The sequence below is a fragment of the Priestia sp. YIM B13486 genome, from assembly GCF_042787865.1.
Taxonomy (GTDB): Bacteria; Bacillota; Bacilli; order Bacillales; family Bacillaceae_H; genus Priestia; species Priestia megaterium.
This window is the reverse complement of sequence record NZ_JBHZOZ010000007.1, coordinates 250,354-273,199: the sequence shown is the minus strand read 5'-3', so window position 1 is coordinate 273,199 and position 22,846 is coordinate 250,354. Positions and strand designations below refer to the sequence as shown.

Below are 22,846 nucleotides of genomic sequence, written 5' to 3'. Positions count from 1 at the left end.
GAGAAATAAGAAAGGGGATGGTTTTATGGACGTTCAAGTAAGCGCGTTAGGCGCGATTTGTGCATTAGTAATTGCTATTATATTAATCTTAAAGAAAGTGGCTCCCGCATACGGAATGATAGCCGGAGCTTTAATTGGCGGACTGATTGGCGGAGTTAATACTGCTGATACCGTTAATTTAATGATTGAAGGGGCACAAGGCATCATTCCCGCAGTGCTGCGGATTCTTGCAGCTGGTATATTGGCCGGCGTATTAATAGAATCGGGTGCTGCAGCGGTTATAGCAGAAACCATTGTAAAAAAACTAGGGGAAACAAAAGCGCTTTTAGCTCTAGCGCTAGCCACACTCATTCTTACGACAGTAGGTGTGTTTGTTGATGTGGCTGTGATCACAGTGGCGCCTATTGCTTTAGCCATTGCTAAACGTACGGGTATGTCAAAGCCTGCTATTTTATTAGCAATGATTGGAGGAGGAAAGGCAGGAAATTTAATGTCTCCTAATCCTAACGCTATTGCTGCTTCGGATGCATTTAATATTCCGCTTACATCCGTGATGGCTGCAGGAATTATTCCCGCTGTATTTGGCGTAGCGGTCACTTATCTAGTAGCCAAACGATTAGTGAAAAAAGGAACAATGGTTCAAGCTGAAGAAATAGATACAGTGGATGCAAGCAGCTTGCCGCTCTTTTTAACGGCCATCATAGCTCCCATTGTTACCATCGTGCTGCTGGCGCTGCGACCGCTTTTTGATCTTAATATTGATCCAATGGTTGCGCTTCCTGCAGGAGGAATTGTTGGTGCTATTGTGATGAAAAAAGGAAAACAGCTTAATACATATGCTATTTCTGGATTAGGAAAAATGTCAGGTGTAGCCATTATGCTACTTGGAACGGGGACATTAGCAGGTATTATTGCTAACTCTCAGCTAAAAGACGTTATTATTCAAGGCTTGTCTGCCATTGGATTGCCAGCTTATGTTTTAGCTCCGGTTTCAGGTATCTTTATGTCAGCGGCAACTGCTTCGACAACGGCAGGAACAGCAGTCGCAAGCCAAGTTTTTGGATCGACAATTTTAGAGCTAGGCGTTTCTACTTTAGCCGGAGCTGCTATGGTTCATGCCGGGGCGACCGTACTTGATCACCTCCCGCACGGAAGCTTTTTCCACGCAACGGGCGGAAGTGTAAATATGAAAATAAAAGAACGTTTAAAATTAATCCCTTACGAATCGCTTATTGGACTCATTATGGCAATTGTATCCACGCTGATATTTGGTGTATTAAAGCTATATGGCTAAAAACTAAAAGGAGTGTTTACGCATGAAAATTGTGATTGCGCCGGATTCATTTAAAGAAAGCTTAACAGCTCTGAACGTTTGTGAAGCGGTTGAAAAAGGAATAAGAACTCATTTTCCTAACGCGGAGATTAGTAAAGTACCTATGGCAGACGGAGGAGAAGGAACCGTTCAGTCGCTTGTGGACGCGACGGGCGGACAAATCATACAAGCTAAAGTAACGGGACCTTTAGGTAAAGAGGTGGAAGCTTTTTATGGAATTCTTGGAGACGGCAAAGCGGCTGTTATTGAAATGGCAGCCGCTTCAGGCCTTCAGCATGTTCCGGTGGATAAACGCAATCCGTTTATCACAACAACGCGAGGAACCGGTGAGCTCATTCTCAAAGCGTTAGATCATAAAGTGAAGCATATCATTATTGGCATCGGAGGAAGTGCTACAAATGATGGAGGAGCCGGTATGGCAAAAGCTTTAGGGGCAAAGCTTATTGATGCTAACGGAGCAGAAATAAAAGAAGGAGGCGGCAGTTTAAACCAGTTAGCTGCTATTGATCTGACAAACTTGGATTCCCGGCTTGCTGAAGTCAAAGTAGAAGTGGCTTGCGATGTAGACAATCCGTTAACGGGTGAAACCGGAGCATCTGCGGTATTTGGCCCTCAAAAAGGCGCAACTCCTGATATGGTTAAACAGCTTGACCGTAATCTAGCTCATTACGCAGCAGTTATTGAAAAAGAAATGGATATTCATATTCAGAACGTTCCTGGTGCCGGGGCGGCAGGAGGACTAGGAGGGGGCCTGCTGGCATTTTTATCTGCGGAGTTAAAGCCAGGTGTAGACATTGTCATTGAAGCAACTCAGCTAGAAAGCTATATTAAAGATGCTGACCTTGTCATTACCGGTGAAGGAAGAATAGATGGACAAACCATTTACGGAAAAACACCCATCGGCGTAGCCAAAACAGCAAAAAAGCATAGCGTTCCTGTGGTAGCAATAGCAGGGAGCATTGGAGCGGGAAGCGAAGCTGTGTATGAACACGGTATTTCGGCTTTATTCAGCGTCGTGCCCGGGGCAGTGACTCTTCCGGAAGCGCTAGAAAAAGCTGATGAAAATATTGAAAGAACGGCTAAAAACGTAGCGTCAGTTATACGCTTAGGCGTAAAGTAAAGGGGTTACAGTTTTTATTGTTCTCTTTTTAATAAATAGTAAAAGGTCTCTTCTGATGAAAGAGGCCTTTTTTTTCGTTTAGTGCTGAAGTAAGCTGCTATCATTCTTTTAAATTTTATATAGGAAATAGAACTAAACGTTTTCTGAAGCGTCACAGTAAGTAAGCAGTTACAAAGATTCACTAGCATGGGCATCTGCTTGTTAAATGCTACTTACGGAAAGGAGAGGTAAACGTGCAAAAAAAGTTTAGGTTCTTGAGAATTTTACGAAACATGATAGTAGCTATGTTAGGGATATGCATCATTTGGGTTGTAACGAATCAAGTTATAACGGCAGTAGAAAAGAAAAAGTATCCGCCTATTGGTCAATTAGTAGAGGTTGATGGCAGAAGCATTCATGTATATACAAAAGGTAGAGGGGAAAATACGATTGTACTACTAAGCGGGTTGGGAACGACTGCGCCTGCACTGGATTTTGAACCGTTAGTAAATGAACTGTCGAAGGATAATAAAGTTGTGGTAGTAGAACCATTTGGATACGGATGGAGTGACATTACGAATAAAAAACGGACGGTAGAAAATAGTGTATTCTTCTAAATTTGTTAACATAAAAGCGGACCTCCGTGTAGGCGTATTTTTACATAATTATAGCAAAAAAAGAGCTGAAACTATTTTCAGCTCTTTCTTTTTACAGCCCACCCCTCCACAATTTCCGTAAATTCACCTAGGTGTTCTTCAAATATCCGTTTTCGATGTCCGTTTGCTCCAGATGGATGAGGAAAGCCAAATAAATACGTATGCCGAGAAAACGAAGGTTCATTTGAAAGCTTTCTTAAAACATTCTCAACCGCTTTTCCTAGTGGAACGATTAAGCATGGATTCTTTATTTCGCTCAATTCATGTGGAAACACTTCAAAGGCATAGCGAGAAAGAAGCGCTGATCGTTCGATTGGTGGCTGATGTCCCGTGTAGTTTTTTCCTTTATAAAACACAGGATATTTCAGTACGGACGTTGTATGCAGCAAATCTCTCTGTGAAGCAAATAGCTCAGCGGCACCGTTAATGCCCATGACTTTTGCAACTCCGCATTGATCTAACATGTCTATTAAATTGACTCTCATCGTTCCGCTAAAGCTAGCTGCTTTTTTTGTTTCGTACAGTACTTGTTCAAGCTGATGATGAGATAGGCTGGAAACGCATTGTTTAAAAGCAGTTTTCATTTGAAACCAGCCTGGTGTGATGCCGGCAATGACAATATGAGCGTCTGGATTTATGTAATCGTTATGGGGCGAGTAGTACATGCTTAGTTCCCGTTCTTGAGCGATTAAAAAGTCTTTTTGCAACAGCTGTTCTTTCGTAAAATTCATATCATGCAATTGTTGAATGGCATGCAGACATTGTTGAAAATAAGAATGTTCGCTAATCATAGGCTCTCTCTTTCTTTATCACTATTTCTTCTTTTATTTTCCCCAACAAACCGTTTTATATCAAATATGAACAAATTCTTACGAAAATTAATATTTACTAAAAGTTTACTTAAGTTTTAGTTCGGTGTGATAAAAATAAAGTAGTAATAGCGGCTTTTTTGTCATTTTAACGGCGAAACTAACAAAATAAATGAAGAATTTTAGAGAATATTTTAATGAATTTACTGAAATTTTAAAATTATTTATTGAAAGCGTTTTATTAATGTGCTATTCTTCCAATATAAGAGATAAATATTTAGTAAAAATAGAAGATTGTAATAGAGAGGTAAAAAGATGGCAACTTTAAAAGATGTAGCGGCGTACGCTAATGTTTCCAGTTCAACTGTATCCAGAGTACTAAATAATGATCATACGCTTTCTGTATCTGAGGTTACTCGTGAACGCATTCTCCATGCAGCCAAAGAGCTGCAATATACGCCCGTGAAGATACGAAAAGGAACGGCAAACGGAAAGGATATAGAAGCTCCTCAAATAGGTATTATTTTTGCTCAATCCCTTGAAGAAGAGTTAGTAGACCCTTTTTTCTCCTCTATTCGCCATGGAATAGAAAGTGAATGCGTAGAAAAAGAAATTTTTACAGTAAAGTCATTTAGGCTAAAAGGCATGAAGCAAGAAGAGATGCTGCAGGATCTTGATGGAGTGATTGTAGTGGGAAGAGTTAGTCCAGAAACGGTTCAAGAAGTGAGCAATCATTTAGATACTATTGTTTTTATTAATCACAAAGCGGATGAGGATTTGTACGATTCGGTCATGATTGATTTTGAGGAAGCTACTAAACACGCATTAAATCATTTATTTGACCTCGGTTATAAAAGAATTGGCTATATCGGAGGGACAGAAAGAGAACATTATATCAATGGAAGTTCTATTATTGAAGATCAGCGTCAAACGGTTTTTGAACGCGTTATGCATGAAAAAGGCCTGCTCGATTCTGAGAAAGTTTATATAGGAGAGTACTCAATGACTGAAGGCTATGAGCTGATGGGACAAGCGATTAAGCAAGGAAATCTTCCGGAGGCATTTTTTATCGCAAGTGATGCAATGGCGATAGGAGCAATGCGTGCCCTGCAGCAATCAAATATAAAGGTTCCTGAAGACGTAGCGATTGTAAGCTTTGATGATGTGGACATCGCAGCATTTGCGAGCACGCCGCTCACAACGGTTAAAGTATATACTGAAGAAATGGGAAGGCAGGCTGTTAAAATGCTAGTAGATCGGTTAAGCGGCAGATCCGTTCCTTTAAAAGTCATGGTGCCGACTAAATTAATTTATCGTGAAAGCTGCGGAGCCTTACTCAAAAAACAGTAGCCTAAAAGCTATAACTTGAAAGGGGGTGATAGAAAAGAAGAATTCATACATAAAGAGTGATGAGGGGGAAGAAAAATAGAAAAAACCATAGAAAAAGCAGGTTAAAAAGCCCTAGAAACTACATACTTATTGGCAGATAAGTATGTAAATGAAAAAGCTTTTTCATCTCTAGGACTCTTTGAACCTTTGTAAAAGTATAGGATTAAATTATAAGTGACTTTATTTCGTTGTGCAATGAATTTGTCTATGTATAAATAACTGAATATTCAGTTATTTATGTCTTGATAGAGTATAAGGAGGAAAAAAGATAAATGAAAAAGCTTACGTATCTTTTCGTTCTATTACTAGTCTTTTCTGTTGTGGCAGCGGGCTGCGGAAATAAAGAAGCGGCAACAGGCGGAAATGGGAAAACAACGCTAACGCTTTTTTCTACGATGAGTAATAAAGGGGAGAGAAAAGCGCTTCAAAATGCGATTGCAGAATTTGAAAAACAAAATCCAGATATTAAAATTGATGCGAATTTTCCGGGTAACGGCTATGAAGATATGCTTCGTGTGAAAATGGGTGCAAATGATATGCCGGATTTATTTGATACGCACGGCTGGTCTCAGCTTCGCTACGGGGAATATGTAGCAGATTTAAAAGATATGGATTGGGTTCAGCATTTGGATCCGGCGCTAAATCAAATTTTAAAAGATAAAAGCGGCAAAGTGTATGCGTATCCTTTAAATCAAGCAAAAGATGGAATTAGCTATAATGCGACGCTGTTAGAAAAATACGGAATAAAGCCTCCTAACACAATGGATGAGTTTATAACAGCATTAGAAACAGTAAAAAAGAAGAGCAAAGGAGAAATAGCGCCTCTATGGATCCCGGGAGGGGAAAATGGCAATATTGCTCAAGTGTTTGATCAGCTGGCTACACCTCAGCTTATTACAGCAAAAAATAAGAACTACGCTAAGCAGTTGGAAAAAGGAACGTTTAATTGGTCAAACTACACGCCGCTAGCGGAAACAATGGCAGGAATGAAGAAAAAAGGGCTGCTGAATGAAGATGTATTAACCGCAAAAGTATCTCAAGCAACGGAATTAATGGCTCAAAATAAAATTGCTTTCACATTTGTGGGCGGATCTCTTGGACCGGATGCAACAGAATTAAATCCTGAAGTAAAAGTAGGAACAGTACCGGTGCCTGCTATTCATAAAGGCGGTACGCAAAGCTGGATCGGCGGAGAGCGCTTTACCCTTGCTGCGTGGAAAGATTCTAAGCACCTTAAAGAAGCCAAGAAATTTATTGAATTTGTGTCACAGCCCGAAGTTGCCAAAAAGATTGCCGAAGGAACGTCTTCAGCATCGGCTCTGACAAACAATAAAACACAAAACTACTACTCTGAATACTACGATAAGTATAGCGATATTAAAGTTGAGCCATACTTCGACCGAAAGTATTTACCGAGCGGTATGTGGGCAGTGATGTCTTCTACAGGTCAAGAATTGCTAGCGGGAAGTTTAACGCCAAAGCAATTATCAAAAGAGATGGAAAAAGAGTACAAGCGTCTCAGTAAACAATAAAATAGTGTGCAAAAGTTCCTTGTTCGCCGAGAAGCAGGTAGATAGGCTTCTGCTTCTTTTCAACACAAGCTGAAATAGGAGTGAACACGATGAATGAATTAGTCAGGAAAGAGCCGGTTTCTGTAGTAAGAGATACGAAAAAACGAAAGAAAAAATTAAAAACAGAGTCCTCTTTATGGTGGATGTACCTTCCCGGCTTAGTAATTATCACCGTTTTTATTATCTATCCTTTTATTAACGGAATTAGACTTTCCTTTACTAATTGGAATGGATTTTCACAAACATATGATTGGATTGGGCTCCAGCAGTATAAACGTTTGCTTGCAGATCCAACGACTTGGCTTGTGATAAAAAATACGCTGCTCTACGGAATAGGCAGTACTATTTTTCAAAATATTATTGGCTTGTTATACGCTTTGCTTCTGAATCAAAGCATTAAAATGAAAGCTGTAACAAGAACAATTGTCTACCTTCCGGTTATTATCAGCCCAATTATTATGGGTTATATCTGGTACTTCTTTTTTGCCTACCAAGGAGGCGCTTTAAATGACCTTCTTGTATTTTTAGGTTTTGAGAAGATTAATGCTTTGGGAACTCCAGAGCTTAACTCTTGGATTATCGTGTTCGTCAATACGTATCAATTCGTTGGAATTGCGATGATTATTTATTTAGCGGGGCTGCAAAGTATTTCAAAAGATTATTACGAGGCAGCGCAGCTTGACGGAGCATCGGCTCTTCAGCAGTTTAAAAACATCACGCTTCCACTGCTTATGCCTTCGATTACAATTAATGTCGTTTTAAATATTATTGGGGGTTTAAAACTGTTTGACGTAATTGTTGCACTGACAGGAGGAGGGCCTGGAGATGCATCGCAGTCAATGTCTACTTTTATGTATGACTTATATTTTAGAAGACAGGACGCCGGCTATGCTGCAACTCAAGGTGTGTGCATGGCGCTCATTATCTTAGTCATTAGCTTATCAGCACTTGTGTACTTTAAGCGAAAGGAGACAGAAGCGTGATGGACTATACAAATAAACGGAAAAAGCGATTTTTTACCTTTCTAGCTCTTTGTATAACGCTCGTTCATATTGTCCCTTTTTATATTCTTGTTACGACTTCTTTAAAAGCAACCGGGGATTTTAGTTCCAAATGGGTATTTCCAAAAAGCATAAACCTTGAAAATTTCACAGCGGCTTGGGAGCAAGCGAATTTAGGCAGTTCTTTTATGAATACGTTTATCATTACGTTCGTTTCGGCGGTTCTGCTTATTTTTTTAGGATCAATGGCTGCGTATCCTCTAGCGCGCCGCCAAACGAAACTAAATAAGTACGTCTATTTTATCTTTATCGCCGTGATGGTAATACCGCCTTTAACAGCGTTAGTTCCGCTGTACAAAATGGTTGTGAATATGGGGATGATGAACACGTACCAAATTGCTATTTTAAATAATGTCGCAGCATTTTTGCCGCTAACGATCTTTTTGTATGCGGGCTTCATTCGCTCCACTATTTCTAAAGAGCTCGAGGAAGCAGCAAGAATTGATGGGGCCGGCACGTTAACGATTTTCTTTAAAATCGTATTTCCACTGCTAAAGCCTGTCACTGCGTCTATTTTAATTATTGCAAGCGTCTACATTTGGAACGACTATCAGTTTGCAATTTTCTTCCTTCAAGATAAGGAAATGCATACATTAACCGTTACGTTAGCAAGCTTTTTTGCCGAAAATCAAAATAATCTTAGCTTAGTAGGAGCAGCTGCGATTATTGCGATGCTTCCAATGACCATTTTATTTTTAGTGCTACAAAAATACTTTATTGCAGGGCTTTCATCAGGATCTGTAAAAGGATAAAACCAATACGAGGAAGGAAGATGACAATGTCTAAAATCACATTTATCGGAGCGGGAAGTACAGTTTTTGCAAAAAATATTTTAGGAGACTGCATGTTTGTGCCTGCTTTAGCTGGCTTTGAGTTTGCTCTTTACGATATAGATGCTGAGCGTTTAAGAGATTCGGAAAATATGCTAAACAATCTAAAAGAAAACTACAAAGTGAATATTACAGTTAAAGCCTATTTGAACTGCAGAGAAGCTTTAACAGGAGCAAAGTATGTGATTAACGCCATTCAAGTAGGCGGTTACAAACCAAGCACCGTCATTGATTTTGAAATTCCTAAAAAATACGGCTTGCGTCAGACGATTGGAGATACAGTAGGAATTGGAGGAATCTTCAGATCACTGCGCACGATTCCGGTCCTGTTTGATTTTGCAAAAGATATTGAAGAAGTATGTCCAGATGCGCTGTTTTTAAATTACACCAATCCAATGGCAACACTAACGGGTGCAATGCTGCGCTATACCAAAGTAAAGGCGGTAGGCCTTTGTCACAGTGTTCAAGTATGTACAAAAGATTTATTTGATTCTCTCGGAATGAATCATGAAGGAATACAAGAGAAAATCGCAGGCATTAACCATATGGCATGGCTGCTAGAAGTAAAAAGAGATGGACAAGACTTATACCCAGAAATCAAGCGTCTGGCAAAAGAAAAACAAAAGACAAAGCATCACGATATGGTGCGTTTTGAGCTAATGGATAAGTTCGGTTATTATATTACCGAATCGTCTGAGCATAACGCAGAGTATCATCCATACTTTATTAAACATAAATATCCAAATCTTGTTGATCAGTTTAACATCCCTCTGGATGAATACCCGCGCCGATGCGAAGAGCAAATTAGCAATTGGGAATCAATGAGAGAAGAAATGGTTAACAACAGTCAGTTAACTCATACACGTTCACATGAGTACGGCTCTAGAATCATTGAAGCAATGGAGACAAACGTGCCGTTTAAATTTGCCGGTAACGTATTAAATACCGGGGGCTTAATTAGTAACCTGCCGACAAAAGCGTGCGTAGAAGTTCCATGTATTGTAGACCGAAGCGGCATTATGCCGACTTATGTAGGAGACTTACCTGAGCAGCTTGCGGCGTTAAATCGTACGAATATTAATACGCAATTGCTAACAATTGAAGCAGCGGTCACTAGAAAAAGAGAGCACATCTATCAAGCAGCGATGCTAGATCCTCATACAAATGCGGAATTATCTATGGATGACATCATTCGTATGTGCGATGATTTAATTGAAGCCCACGGCGAGTGGCTGCCTGATTTTACAGGGAAAGTGAACCAATACGTGTAAGAAAAGAATCCTCGGCTGAGATCAGCTGAGGATCTTTTGTGCTTAGGAAGAGAAGGGAATATCATCCAAATCGATATTGACATTTAAAAATGTTCATCATACACTGTAAGAAGTAAGTCATTTTATACTAAGAAAGGAAAGGTACCGTAGACAATGGATAAGTAATCCTATTTTTTTAGACATTCTTTTAAAACTTTATTTTAAATGAACATTTGTCTAGATAGGATTAGTCTGTACATTTTTAGGTGCCATTTCTATATGTCTTATATGAAGTGATTTCTCCCTTTTTTACTCTATAAAAAGGGTGCATATTTGCGTATGCCTAATTATGACCTCTAATCCTCTCTAGAAATCCTAGGGAGGTTTTTTTATGTTATTGTTAGAAGCTATAAATATTGAAAAAAGCTATGGAGATCGCCTGCTGTTTCAAGCAGAGAAACTTCAAGTACATCGCGGAGAGCGAATTGGAATTGTGGGGAAAAATGGCGAAGGCAAATCGACGTTGCTTCATATTTTAATGAAAAAAATGAGTCCAGATCAAGGAATTGTGCAAACATATGGCCGTTCCTCATTGATTCCGCAGCTTGATATTCAAGCTACATCGGCTGTTTCTCCTGAGATGAAAAGTCAGTGGAGTGTGCCAAATGAAGCCGACTTTCTTAGCGGAGGAGAAGAAACAAGAAAGAAAATTGCAGCTGCTCTTTCGTCCGGCGCGGAACTACTGGCAGCCGATGAGCCAACGAGCCACTTAGATGTAAAAGGCGTAGAGAAGTTTGAAGAAGAAATGAAGTCTTTTACAGGCAGTCTGCTGCTGATTTCACATGACCGAGAATTATTAAACCGCCTTTGTACGTCTATTTGGGAAGTAGAAGGCGGCAAAATTCACTGTTATGAAGGGAATTATCAAGAATATGTGACGCAAAAAAAACACGCAGTTGAAAGACAGCAGTTTGAATATGAACAGTATGTAAAAGAAAAGCAGCGGCTTGAACTGGCGTCTGAAGAAAAAAGCCAAAAATCAAAGTCGCTTAAAAAAGCGCCGAGCCGCATGGGCAACTCTGAAGCGAGACTTCATAAGCGAGCGGTCGGAAAACAAAAAGCGAAGCTAGACAGAAGCGCAAAAGCGATTGAAACAAGAATTGAAAAGCTGGAGAAAAAAGAAAAGCCAAAAGAAATGGAAGAAATTCATTTTGACCTATCGCAGTTTCACCAAGTGCACAGCAAGCAGGTACTAAGCTTTGACAAAGTCTCAGCATCAGCTGGTAATCATATCTTGTTTCAAAACCTAAAAGGCGGTGTGAAGCCAGGAGCGAAAGTAGCGATTGTCGGCAAAAACGGCGCCGGAAAATCTACGCTGCTGAATATGATTGAGCAGCGAACAGAAGGAATCACGGTTGCGAAGCCTGTAAAACTCGGCTTTTTCCATCAGCGCCTTGAAAATCTAGATCCCGCTAAAAGCATTTTAGAAAACATTAAAGAAGACAGTCCGTACACCGAGCAGTTTATTCGTACGGTGCTATCGCGCTTACTTTTCAAACGTGAAGACGTGTATAAAAAAGTAGAGATGCTAAGCGGAGGAGAACGAGTCAAAACGGCATTAGCAAAAGTCTTTTTAGGAAATTATAACGTTCTTCTTTTAGATGAACCGACCAACTATCTTGATCTTCATACAAAAGAAGCGCTTCAAGAAGTGTTAAAAGCTTATCCAGGGACGATTTTATTTGTGACGCACGACCGCTACTTTGTTAAAAAGCTTGCGACGCATGTTTTGACGTTAAAACAGTCCAAAGCGGAGCTTGCGGCGATTGAAGATACGGGTCAAAGCAAAAAAGCGTCACAGCAGCAAAATGAAGCAGAGAAACTTGCGCTTCAACTAGAAGTAACAAAAGTGATTAGCGAGCTTTCTATCACGCCAGAAGGAAAAGAAAAGCAGCTGCTTGAAAAAAGATATGAAGAGCTGTTAGAGGAAAGAAAACGATTAAATACAAAGGAAGGGTAATATCACTTCGCCTAACAATGAATACAATGATGTTACTGAACATCAAAAGCGTATTGAAGGAAAAATAACGGATATGAATGTAAAAGGAACGTCCAAAAGAATAAAATGGATTGGCTATGGAATCATTATTTTCTTTGTGCTTCTTATTTTAACGATGATCGTTGGCGTATTTATCAATTAAAACAAAAAACAGCCGCTTCAATGTTGAAGCGGCTGTTTTTTTATTTGCCTACTTTTGTAACAATGGCATCTCCGTTTTTTCCAACGCGTACAGTAGCAAAACGAGCTTCGCTTTCCACTTTGCTGCCGGTTCCTTCTGGAATAAAGTAATGCTCAATTCCGTACTGAATTCCCCAGTCGTGATAGCTGCCCGTAATGACAACGTCTTTTTCTTTAGAAACATACGGCTTATTCCAGTCATCATCCGCTTGGTAGATTTTTGCGTATTCATACACACCTTGTTTGTTAGGGCGAAGAACGAGCTTCACTTTTTCTCCGTCTTTCACATGAGGTAAGGTAACGGGCGCAATGTCGTAATTCAGCTCAACGTAATCGCCTTGCAGCAGCGAGCGCGGATCGATCGGCTGTAAAGCGAGCTTAATTTCTTTTCCGTTTTGAAGAAGCACTTCGTTTTTAGTGAAAATGCCGCCCAGAATAATGAGCTGAACAAGAATGATGATCCATACAGCGGTTCGGCTGCGTTCAAGAAACGACGACTGCGGCTGATCAGGCGTTGACAGGTCCCATTTCCTGCTTAGGAAAAGAAAGATCAGGCCTAAAATAACGAGCACAAGTGATTTATTAAATAAATCCCACACAAAGTCGTAATATTTCATCGCTAAAAAAACAAACCAGAAAATCATGCCAACAATAAAATCATATTTTGGCTCTTTTCGTACCGTCACAAATAAAAAGACGGTCGAAATCACAAAAAACACCGTGCAGTAAATGATATTTAAAAAAGACGGTTCGCTTAATTCAGTCAGCGACAGTAAAAAGATAAAAGCAAGAAGCAGCGCTGCTTTTTTAAACGCGTGGTGTACGTTTATCGCGTACACAGCGGCATTTAATAGAAACAAAGCGAGCAGCACATAATGTATTTTGATAGTGTCATAGTAAGCAGTCGGAACCTTTATTAACAGAAGCCCTTGCACTAGCACAAAAAGCAACAGGCGAACGGGCGTATGCTTCGTGAATACTAAAAGCGCTACAAGTGCGATGACGTAGATAAAAAACAGAATGTCGTTCACAAAAAAAGAAGCGCCGCCGCTAATTAATACGCCCATCATTAAAAGCGTATATTTTACCGTTGGAATATCTGCTTTAATCAAATAACATGCCACAATCAACAAAACGCCGATCACAAGCATTCCGTTCGTTGGGTACGTTCCTGTAATAAGTGTGATGAGTCCTCCTAAAGAGCTGCTGCCGATCACCGATGCAATGGCCGTAATCCCAATCACCGCTATTCGTTTGATTACGCGGAGCGAGGTTTTTTGTGCTGACGTGTTGGCAGTGAGCCATTTGACAAACCATACGCTTGCACCAATAAATAAAATCACGAATCCTAAAGCTAAGAATAGTGACCATTCAGCGTAGTGTTTAAAAATAAAAGAGAAAAACTGTTCAATAACAAATAAAGCAAATGCCACAATGGAAATCCCTAAAAACGACCTTTGCGGCTCCACTTTTGAAAAATAAAAAAAGGAGCTTAGTAAAAACAGCAAATAAAAAATAATAAGACCAATCCGTAAGCTAGAGCTGCCTGTGAAATCCGGCAGGGAAACAGTTAAAAAAATGTAGTGAAACAAACAAAACGCCGCATACATGATCACAGGAGACGAGCGCTGTTTCTTTTTTATGATCCAAAAGATGAGTAAGTTCACAAACGCCATTCCTGCGTAAAGTAAAAGCGTCTCGTGTTCGCCTCGCTGTGAAACTGCACCTGTTGGTGAAATAAAAAAAGCCATGGTGAATTGAAATAAAACAAACGATAACACGTAAAACGGCTGATACTTTGTAAAAAAGCTAAACAAAATAACCGGCACAAGCCAAATTAAAAACAGCCAGTACGATTCAGCGTGCGTGTTGTAAATTTGAGAAAGAAGCGCGATACTTAATCCAAATGAAAGAGCGCCGGCCAAAAGCGTCCAGTGACTTAAAAACGCCTGCTGAGGAAGCAGCTTTCGCACCGCAAACGCACTTCCATAAAACAGCAGCATCAGCCCCACGCTCAGCGCAATTTTAGTGTAGCGGTCAAAGGCTTGCCAGTTCGATGCAAAGAAATATAAAATGCCGGACAAAACAAGAGCCAACCCCAGTAAATAACCGAGTCTTACGAGCTTTTCTCTCATACTCAACCTCCTCTTTATATTATGTATATACTAGCGCATGTTTAAATATTTGGAAATAGAAAGAATGAATGCGTTTTAACAAAAAAATTGTGTAAAAAGGCCTTTTAGTGGCGTGGAAATAACAAGCGAAGTAGTCCAAAAATCTTGATAAATTGTCAATGGTAAGATAGTTTTGGTTATTTTATCCTGAAGAGTGGGTATTGAACTAAAAACCTACATTATTCCCAAAAAATATAAGAAAACGTGCCGATGTGCTCTCTTTCTTTATTTGATAAGCTATAAAAGGGAATTACTGTTAGAAGAACCAAGAGATAGATATAAAGGAAGTGTCATCATATGAATGAGATGTTTGTTGCTCATCTGTATACCCAAGTGAAGCGGGCACATGAAGATATCCAGCAGCTTACGGCTAGTAAAAACACGTTAACGGAAGTCAAAGGAGAGCTTGAAGGTGCAAAGGAAAAGGTAAAAGAACCAGAGCTCACTTCCGCCACTTGGTCAGGCAGCCTTGCTGTTGGGTTTGAAGACATCCGGACCGCTATGTTAGACGAATACGATGATTTGCTGACCCGTCAGCTGACGGATGCCATTGCGACAATTGATGCAAAAATTACGGCGCTTCAATCAGATATACAAGGGATGGAACGCGCCATTAAAATGCAAGAAGACGAAGCAAAAGATAAGGTGTGATGCAGTATGGCAGACGAAATTAAAGTAATAGATGGTGAAATTAATAGAACGCTTAGTGACCTAAGCGCTTCTGCGCAGCAGTTTCAGTCGCTTTTTCCGTTTCACGTAGGAAGCGGACAAGAACTAGCGGTGCTCGATGAATTAAACCAGCTGAACCAGCAGCTGCAAACGTTAATTGTGGACTACAAACAAACGCTCCTCGATGATTTGAACGCCACCAAAAAATCCGTGCAGTCCATAAAAGAAGCAGATGAAAAAGCTGCAAACGCCGCTAAATAATGTTCATATTTTATATAAAGCTATCAAAAACAACCTTTCAAACACCATGAATTTAGCATTCAAATAAAATAAAAAGGTTTTATTTAGAGGATGATGCAAGCCTTGTAAAGAGGAGCGTCCGCTTAGGTTTAGAAAAATGACGGGCGATTGTTCGTTAAACGTTTGTTGTTTTTCTACATCGATACAGCTAGGAGGTTACAGGTTATTGAAAACACTTGATGTCGATGCTTTTCACGAAAATATTCAAGCTATCTTAGACTCTATTAAAAGTCAAAAAGAACAAATTCAGGGCCTGATTTCACAGGTTCAGGCATTTTCAAGCTTAGATGATGCGTTTAAAGGAAAAGGAGGAGAAGCGATACGGTCTTTTTACGAAACGGGACATGCTTCTTTTTTAACGCTGTATCATTCATTACTCACTTCCTATGAAGCTCGACTAACTCAAATCATACATGCGCTGCGCTCATTCGAACCGAGCGAAGACGGCTACATCACGCAGCCCTTTCTGCAAGACACTATTCCTGCGCATTTAAATCAAACAAGAAATACAACCGTTTCGCTTGTCGATCAAGCGAATGCAGCGATTCAAAAAATCAGTCACCTTGCTTCTGTTTCAGCGCTTAACGATCAAGGTTTTTTAACAGAAGTAGAACAAGCAAAACACAAAGCGGACAAAACGATGAACGATTTAGTCCGTTTTGACGAACAGCAAACGCAAAGCCTTTCAGCCATTCAAGATCAGCTGACGTCTTTAAACTCGCTGCTTTCTAAAGTGAAAGCTGGGTTTCAAAATGGTTCCATTCAGCCGGGCAATGTAAGTGAGCTGAGTGCGTTGGCGAAAAAAGCGATGACCCATTCAGGAGGCGTCTCGGTTTTTGAAAAAGGCATTCAAACAACCTTGACAAGAAAAGAAAAACAAGAGAAAGTGATAAAGGAAGTAGGCCTTGAAAAACTGATTCAGCTTCAGGCGATGACGCCTGCTGAACAGTTAAAAGAAATTCACAAGCTTGAAAAAAACTCGCCTTACATAAGAGAAGTGCTAACGCAAATTCAGCAGGATACAGCACCTGCTAACATGAAAAAACTAGCGGAACTGTCACCTGCAGAGCAAGCAGTGGAACTTGAAAAAAGTCCATACCTGCAGGCGCTCAACGATTCTTCAACTGTGGGCATGCTAACGTCTCAACAGATTCTTCAAAACGCTACGGGCGTTGAGGGAATGCTTATGCAGTCGGTGGTGCGTCAGGGTCAGGTTAGAGATGTGACACCTGAAAAAACTGCTGAATCCTTTGACTTTACAGAAATCTGCGAGAACCCTGTGGCTAAAAAAGAAGAAACCGGTATAAAAGCTGTAGTCAAGGACGTAGGAGAAGGGGCTATAACTTTAGCAAAAGGTACAGTTACGGGTACTAAAGGCGTAGCACAAGACATTTGGGCCGGTATGGGAGAGAGAGCAGATAAACGGTACAACTCCTTGTATGACTTTGGAAACTATATAACGATGGGCGGATTTGATGGAGCTGTTTCCTTCAAAGAGGGGTTGAATGAACGAGGGGAAAAATCGTTTGATTCACCGTATGACTTTGTCAATCACGCCACGATGGGACTCTTAGATGTAGGGCAGCAGGCACTTAATCCGGACAAACCTCTTTCAAAAGAGCACTGGGAAAACAGCATGTTTCTGTTTGCGAGCGTCATTGGAGGAGCGAAACCCGCAGGAGCCGTAAAATCTGTTCCAAAAGTAACAAACGTTCCGCGTGTACCTGCACATAAAGCAGCCAAAACATTAAGCGATATGCGAAATGTCGTCAGCCCAAAAGCAGCAAGCAATTGGTCGAAGAAGGTGTATGAACCGTTTCAAAAGCAGATCAAACCTTTACTAGATGCGGAGATACCGACTTTACGTCCTCAACCTCAACTGGTAGGGATAGGAGAGGCGTTACCTGGAAAGACCTTTGGGGAAGCGTTAAATGGGTTAACGACGTATAAGATGGGAAATGTTTCGAAAGGTCAGTCCAAAGCGTTGGAGAAAGTGGAAGAGTCGGGTAGTAAGGCGAATGTTGAAGGCGTTTATAATCAGGATGCTGTTTCTAAGGGTACGGGAAAAGTGTATCCAACGAGACAAATAGATTCAGCTGCGGAAGCACATATAATTGATAGAGTGAAAGAGCTAAGAGGGAGTTTGACTAGTGGGTATAAAAAGTCTGGGAACTTTGCTCTAGCAGAAGTGGATGTCAATGGTATTGATAAATCAGAGTTTTTTGCCCAAAGTAGCATAGATGAGTTTACAGATAGTATAAAGGAAAGAGTTCCTAATATTTCTTTACAACCCCAAAATCCTACGTTTAAAGCAACAGAAGCACCAGACAAAAAAGGAAGTATGTATTTAAGGGATTCGGATACAGAGTATAAAATATTAAATGATATTGCTTCTCAGCTTGGAGATAATATTGATGCGAAAGGAAGAATTAAGTTATTTACAGAATTAGATACGTGTGATAGTTGTAGCCAAGTAATAGCAGAGTTTGCAAAAAAATATAAAAACATTGAATTAGAGGTAATACATAACAACGGAGCAAGACTAAAACCAAATTAATAAGTAATGGAGAGATTGTTAATGGAAGACTGGACATACGATGAATTGTTTGAAACAATTCAAGAGGTATATAAAGAGTTTTTATCTCAAAATAGAGGACGTAGGCATGCGATAGCAAGAATAGTAGATGATTTCAATAACTTAGGTAAAATAGAGGATATTATTGTAGATGTTGCTATAGGAGAGATTTTAATCACGTATGATAAAATTTTCGTTGGTTACGTTGAAGATATAACAAAAAGTTTAAGTATGTTTAATCCAAAAGAAGCAGAAGACGAACTAACAGTAAAGGAAATAAAAGACTTATCGAGACGAATAAATAAAGTAATAGAAGGACTAAAAACTGCAGAGTTAGATTATAATCCTTCAGCAGAATAGTAATGCTTATAAAGAGATGAGCATATAAAAGTGAAAAATTCGTAATGGTTGTATCATTGGGGATTTTTTATCTACTACTGTAGAATAGAAAGATATGAGCAGAGCTTAAGCAAGATGACACTTCAAACGTTTGAAGTATTGTTACAAGGAAGAAGTCTTAAACTTATGGAACTGAAATTGACTAAGTTTATTCAATTAAGCATGATATTTGTGACAAACGTTTAGAAATGAATCAAAAAGCACTTGATTGTCTACTAAAGGCTACAAGTGCTTTTTTCATTTTATGTATATTATTTTAGCTATGCCATCTCAATGAGAAAAAACAAGTTATATGTCAAAATAGACCTGTTTAGATGATTTTAAGATAATGCTTCGAAAACGCGTGAATTGTTGTTCATTAAGGTATGAGCTATCTATTTGACAAGGGAATTGACAGTAATAATACTGTCAATAGTGATATACATGAAATAAACGGATCAACCGAAAAATAGTTGGTTGATTGGAGAATGTTCAGTTCATCAATCAATACGCTTTAAATCTGAGTATTATTAATGTTCCTATACTCAAATTTATATTTGATGTAAAAGTCAACATACATGTTAGGTTTTATAACATAAATTTCTGAATAATCATTTACTTATTCACTTATTTCATGGTATGTTATATGACATAGATATTGTAACTTGCAATATGGGCTGAAAATTAGCCATTGCAATATATACTTATTTTTCTAAAAATGCACCTGGATGAGCTGGTGCTCTATACATATATACGTCTACGTATAACTAGTCAAAAAGAATGAAGGCTTTTCTATTTCTAGTGCTGTTTGTTCGTTCGAGTGAGTATAGTTATAGTAGGTGAAATTTTCAAGGCAGTTATTTTGGTTTTTAAGCTGAATTTTTGGAATAGTTTGTTATTTCGTTAATCAATGCTTTGCCACTTAGAAGTAGGTATAAAAGTTTACTAATAAAAGAAAATTCAGACGGAATTTAATAAGTTTTTTGGAATTTGTGGGCGATTTTCTCACTTTTTTATCATTTTTGAATAGTTTATAATCATCAGACAATTATACTGTGATATAGTTATAAGTGAGACAGAAAAAGGTGTGTTCTTAGGTCGCACCTGAATTTTTTTACTACGTAAGCAGGAGCGCCTACATCTTTTTACAAATATAGGGGATGAGGAAGGTTATAATGAGCAACGTACAGAAAAAAACAGACGTTATCTTAATTGGTGCCGGAGTCATGAGCGCAACTTTGGGGTCATTACTCAAAGAGTTAGCACCTGAATGGGACATTAAAGTATTTGAAAAACTCGCAGACGCAGGGGAAGAAAGCTCGAACGAATGGAATAATGCAGGGACGGGCCATTCTGCGCTGTGCGAACTAAACTATACATCAGAAAAAGCTGATGGATCTATAGATATAACGAAAGCGATTCGAATTAACGAGCAGTTTCAGCTGTCAAGACAGTTTTGGTCTTATCTGGTAAGCAGCAAGTTGATTCGCAATCCGCAAGACTTTATCATGCCAATTCCGCATATGAGTTTGGTACAAGGGGAAAAAAATGTATCGTTTCTGAAAAAGCGTTTTGAAGCGCTGTCAAACAATCCGTTGTTTCAAGGAATGGAGTATTCCGACAGTCCTGACAAACTAAAAGAATGGATTCCGCTAATCATGAAGGGGCGCACGTCAAATGAACCAATTGCCGCAACTAAAATTGATTCGGGGACAGACGTAAACTTCGGTGCTTTAACACGCATGTTGTTTGACCATCTGAAGAATAAAGGGGTTCACGTTCATTACAAACGAAGTGTAAAAGATATTAAACGTAAAAGTGACGGTATGTGGGAAGTAAAAGTCGCAGATGTAGACAGCGGCAAAGTTGAGTACCACACGGCAAAGTTCATCTTTATCGGTGGCGGAGGCGGAAGCTTGCCTTTACTTCAAAAAACAGGTATTCCTGAATCCAAGCATATTGGGGGATTCCCGGTAAGCGGATTATTTATGGTATGCAATAATCCTGAAGTCATTGCGCAGCATCACGGAAAAGTATACGGAAAAGCCAAAGTCGGAGCTCCGCCAATGTCGGTTCCGCACCTTGATACACGCTATATTGATAACAAAAAGACGCTGTTGTTTGGTCCATTTGCCGGCTTTTCACCGAAGTTCTTAAAAACAGGTTCAAACCTGGATTTAATCAGTTCTGTAAAGCCGAATAATATTTTAACCATGCTAGCAGCAGGCGTCAAAGAAATGGCGTTAACAAAATATTTAATTCAGCAAGTGCTGTTATCAAATGAAAAACGTGTAGAAGAACTGCGTGAGTTTATCCCGAACGCGAAAAGCGAAGACTGGGATATCGTCGTAGCGGGTCAACGTGTGCAGGTAATCAAAGACACGGAAGCCGGAGGAAAAGGAACGCTTCAGTTTGGTACAGAAGTTGTAAGTGCCGCTGATGGTTCTGTTGCTGCACTTCTTGGCGCTTCTCCAGGTGCGTCAACAGCCGTTCACGTTATGCTTGAAGTATTGGAAAAATGCTTCCCAGAAAACATGAACAAGTGGGAGCCAAAAATAAAAGAAATGATTCCTTCCTATGGCATGTCGTTAGTTGATCATCCAGACTTCTTTAACGAAATTCATGCGTCTACTTCACAGACGCTTGGTTTAATTAAAAAAGAGTCTGTTTATAGTTAAAGATTTTACGCCGTAACAAACAGCACCTGTGTATGTGAAGAAATCTACAGGCGTGCACAAACACCACCTTTTCTTGAGGTGGTGTTTTAATGGTCTTTATTTATGTAGAGTTTGATTTAAGAGAGGTATTGATTGCTTCCAGGCTGAAGTTTCAAATGCTTCCACGCCGCAATTGCATCATCGCGGCTTTTTCCTTTGTTTTTCGGATCGTTAAAAAAATCGCGAATAAAGCGGTTGTACTCAAACTGAGACGCAATTTCTTTTTGATAAGAAGGCTGCTTTTTTCGTTTTTCTTCTTCATGCCACGCTTTTACCACATCTCGATAGGTTTTCCCTACATTTTCTTTAAAGTAGTTTTGAATATAAGTGGAAAAATGAAATGTAGGATGAATGGCTTTTTTTAAAAAAGCCCGTACTTCTTGACTGCAGCGGTGATTTTCCCCAATGACGGTATCTAATGTTAGCGGAGCTTTCGTTTTAGAGGACGAGCGTCTTTTGGAAGGTGATTTTGATTGTTGAGTGTCACTGGTTGTTAAAAACACTTCAATTCTTTTTGAAAGTTCCATTTTAGATCCAGACGGGCTCATATTGTTTTCACGGCAAAATTGCTGCAGCTCGGTTTTGAGCCAGTAAAAATCCGTGAAGTTATTGATAGATAAATTTTTTGTAAGTTCAGGTCGCATCGTTTTCGCCTCCATATATTTACAAAAATAATTATAGAACTCTTGTTCTTATTGGTCAATTGTTTTAGAGAATTATGAAGGGATGTCTTTATATTTCTTCCTATTTTATAAAGAAGAAAAAGCATCTAGGCAAGAGATCTCTTGCAAATTCCAAAATCAAACAATTACAATAATAGAAAGGAGTTGATTGCATGACGCTACATAAAAAAGTACTTTCTACGATTCTAGGAGGAGCTGTTGGAGACGCTTTAGGCGTTCCAGTTGAGTTTAAAAAACGCGATTCATTTCGGATTACGGCTATGACCGGCTACGGTACATACAACCAGCCTAAAGGAACGTGGTCAGATGATACATCTCTGACGATGTGCTTGATTGATAATTTACTAGAAAAACAAGATGAATATGATTTGATGCAAAAGTTTGAGAGCTATTGGGCGAATGGCTACTGGACACCGTACGGAGAAATGTTTGATATTGGCATTGCCACAAGCGAAGCAATTCGCCGATATAAAAGCGGGCTTCCTAAAGAAGAGTGGGGAGGAAGCGCTGAATATGACAACGGAAACGGAGCGCTTATGCGTATTGCTCCGCTTGCGTTTACACTACGTCAGGAACCTAGCTTTATAAAAAGAAAAGAAGAAATAGAAAGAATTGCTCACGTCACGCACCGCCATGTGCGCTCTACGCTTGGCTGCATTATATACGTGGAGCTGCTTATTCGTCTTCTTGACGGCAATGAGCCTTTTGAAGCATATGAAAACGCGGTAAATCTCTGTCAAAAGCAGTTAACAGGTACGGAGTATGAAGCAGAGTTCACTGCGTATGAACGAGTGTTAAACCTAAGCTTGCCGCACGCAGCGAGAAAGGAAATCGGGTCAACCGGATACGTCGTCAGCTCGTTAGAAGCGTCAGTTTGGTCTCTTCTTCAAAGCGATGACTACAAAGAAGCTGTACTTACTGCTGTGAATTTAGGAGAAGACACAGATACAATAGGCTTTATTACAGGTACTATGGCAGGATCATATTATCAGCTGGATGGCATTCCTGAAGAGTGGGTTTGTCAGCTTGCTAAAAAAGAAGAGTTAGAGAAAGCGTGTAAGAAGTTTGCGGATATATGTTAATGGATAATAAAAATTACTTTAAAGAGCAGAG

General features: G+C 39.6%; 17 protein-coding genes and 1 pseudogene. 15 read left to right on the top strand and 3 right to left on the bottom strand.

The annotated features are described in order from the left end of the window. The first annotated feature begins 25 nt into the window (after nt 1-25). The 3 genes and pseudogenes from ACFX4G_RS19580 to ACFX4G_RS19570 form a co-directional block, all read left to right on the top strand. Nucleotides 26-1,294 carry a GntP family permease gene (locus ACFX4G_RS19580; RefSeq protein ID WP_377576341.1) on the top strand — a complete coding sequence of 423 codons (1,269 nt, stop codon included), beginning with the start codon at nt 26-28 and terminating at the stop codon, nt 1,292-1,294. Between the two features lie 22 nt (nt 1,295-1,316). After that, nucleotides 1,317-2,453: a glycerate kinase gene (locus tag ACFX4G_RS19575; RefSeq protein WP_377576338.1), complete on the top strand. Its 1,137-nt coding sequence runs from the start codon at nt 1,317-1,319 to the stop codon at nt 2,451-2,453. A gap of 284 nt (nt 2,454-2,737) precedes the next feature. Next, nucleotides 2,738-3,040: pseudogene (locus ACFX4G_RS19570) on the top strand (alpha/beta fold hydrolase); the annotation flags it as partial. An 86-nt stretch (nt 3,041-3,126) separates the two neighbouring features. On the opposite strand, the gene ACFX4G_RS19565 reads toward ACFX4G_RS19570, so the two are convergent. After that, a complete protein-coding gene (locus ACFX4G_RS19565; RefSeq protein ID WP_377576335.1) occupies nt 3,127-3,879 on the bottom strand; it encodes a hypothetical protein in 753 nt (250 codons plus the stop codon). 333 nt (nt 3,880-4,212) lie between these two features. Here ACFX4G_RS19565 and ACFX4G_RS19560 point away from each other — a divergent pair, with 333 nt between their 5' ends. The 6 genes from ACFX4G_RS19560 to abc-f all read left to right on the top strand — a co-directional run bounded on the left by ACFX4G_RS19560 (nt 4,213) and on the right by abc-f (nt 12,018). Beyond that, nucleotides 4,213-5,247, top strand: a complete 1,035-nt coding sequence (locus tag ACFX4G_RS19560; protein WP_377576332.1) for a LacI family DNA-binding transcriptional regulator — start codon at nt 4,213-4,215, stop codon at nt 5,245-5,247. Nucleotides 5,248-5,558: 311 nt separating this feature from the next. Beyond that, on the top strand, nt 5,559-6,818 hold the full coding sequence (locus ACFX4G_RS19555; protein WP_377576329.1) for an ABC transporter substrate-binding protein: 1,260 nt from the start codon (nt 5,559-5,561) through the stop codon (nt 6,816-6,818). Nucleotides 6,819-6,907: 89 nt separating this feature from the next. Next, entirely contained in the window at nt 6,908-7,840 is a 933-nt protein-coding gene (locus ACFX4G_RS19550) for a carbohydrate ABC transporter permease (RefSeq protein ID WP_013083531.1), read from the top strand. Beyond that, on the top strand, nt 7,840-8,670 hold the full coding sequence (locus tag ACFX4G_RS19545) for a carbohydrate ABC transporter permease (RefSeq protein WP_043983089.1): 831 nt from the start codon (nt 7,840-7,842) through the stop codon (nt 8,668-8,670). Before ACFX4G_RS19550 ends, ACFX4G_RS19545 begins: the two co-directional genes overlap by 1 nt. A 26-nt stretch (nt 8,671-8,696) precedes the next feature. After that, nucleotides 8,697-10,019 carry an alpha-glucosidase/alpha-galactosidase gene (melA, locus tag ACFX4G_RS19540; protein WP_377576326.1) on the top strand — a complete coding sequence of 441 codons (1,323 nt, stop codon included), beginning with the start codon at nt 8,697-8,699 and terminating at the stop codon, nt 10,017-10,019. 370 nt (nt 10,020-10,389) lie between these two features. Continuing rightward, a complete protein-coding gene (gene abc-f / locus ACFX4G_RS19535) occupies nt 10,390-12,018 on the top strand; it encodes a ribosomal protection-like ABC-F family protein (RefSeq protein WP_377576323.1) in 1,629 nt (542 codons plus the stop codon). Between the two features lie 221 nt (nt 12,019-12,239). Here abc-f and ACFX4G_RS19530 read toward each other — a convergent pair whose 3' ends face one another. Next, on the bottom strand, nt 12,240-14,372 hold the full coding sequence (locus ACFX4G_RS19530) for a GDYXXLXY domain-containing protein (RefSeq protein ID WP_377576320.1): 2,133 nt from the start codon (nt 14,370-14,372) through the stop codon (nt 12,240-12,242). 336 nt (nt 14,373-14,708) lie between these two features. Here ACFX4G_RS19530 and ACFX4G_RS19525 point away from each other — a divergent pair, with 336 nt between their 5' ends. From ACFX4G_RS19525 to ACFX4G_RS19505, 5 genes are all read left to right on the top strand, one after another. After that, nucleotides 14,709-15,062: a YwqH-like family protein gene (locus ACFX4G_RS19525; protein WP_377576317.1), complete on the top strand. Its 354-nt coding sequence runs from the start codon at nt 14,709-14,711 to the stop codon at nt 15,060-15,062. 6 nt (nt 15,063-15,068) lie between these two features. After that, entirely contained in the window at nt 15,069-15,341 is a 273-nt protein-coding gene (locus ACFX4G_RS19520) for a DUF5344 family protein (protein WP_377576314.1), read from the top strand. 205 nt (nt 15,342-15,546) lie between these two features. After that, a complete protein-coding gene (locus ACFX4G_RS19515; protein WP_377576311.1) occupies nt 15,547-17,937 on the top strand; it encodes a T7SS effector LXG polymorphic toxin in 2,391 nt (796 codons plus the stop codon). A 21-nt stretch (nt 17,938-17,958) separates the two neighbouring features. Next, nucleotides 17,959-18,315, top strand: coding sequence for an Imm3 family immunity protein (locus tag ACFX4G_RS19510; RefSeq protein ID WP_328241230.1), 357 nt, complete (start codon nt 17,959-17,961; stop codon nt 18,313-18,315). A 1,193-nt stretch (nt 18,316-19,508) separates the two neighbouring features. Beyond that, nucleotides 19,509-21,011 (top strand): malate:quinone oxidoreductase, encoded by a 1,503-nt coding sequence (locus tag ACFX4G_RS19505; protein ID WP_013083523.1) that lies wholly within the window; start codon nt 19,509-19,511, stop codon nt 21,009-21,011. A 116-nt stretch (nt 21,012-21,127) separates the two neighbouring features. Here the strand turns inward: ACFX4G_RS19505 and ACFX4G_RS19500 are convergent, their stop codons facing one another. Further along, nucleotides 21,128-21,694 (bottom strand): DUF6434 domain-containing protein, encoded by a 567-nt coding sequence (locus tag ACFX4G_RS19500; RefSeq protein ID WP_377576307.1) that lies wholly within the window; start codon nt 21,692-21,694, stop codon nt 21,128-21,130. Nucleotides 21,695-21,885: 191 nt separating this feature from the next. Between ACFX4G_RS19500 and ACFX4G_RS19495 the strand changes: the two genes are divergently transcribed. Further along, nucleotides 21,886-22,815, top strand: a complete 930-nt coding sequence (locus tag ACFX4G_RS19495; protein WP_377576305.1) for an ADP-ribosylglycohydrolase family protein — start codon at nt 21,886-21,888, stop codon at nt 22,813-22,815. Nucleotides 22,816-22,846 lie beyond the last annotated feature (31 nt).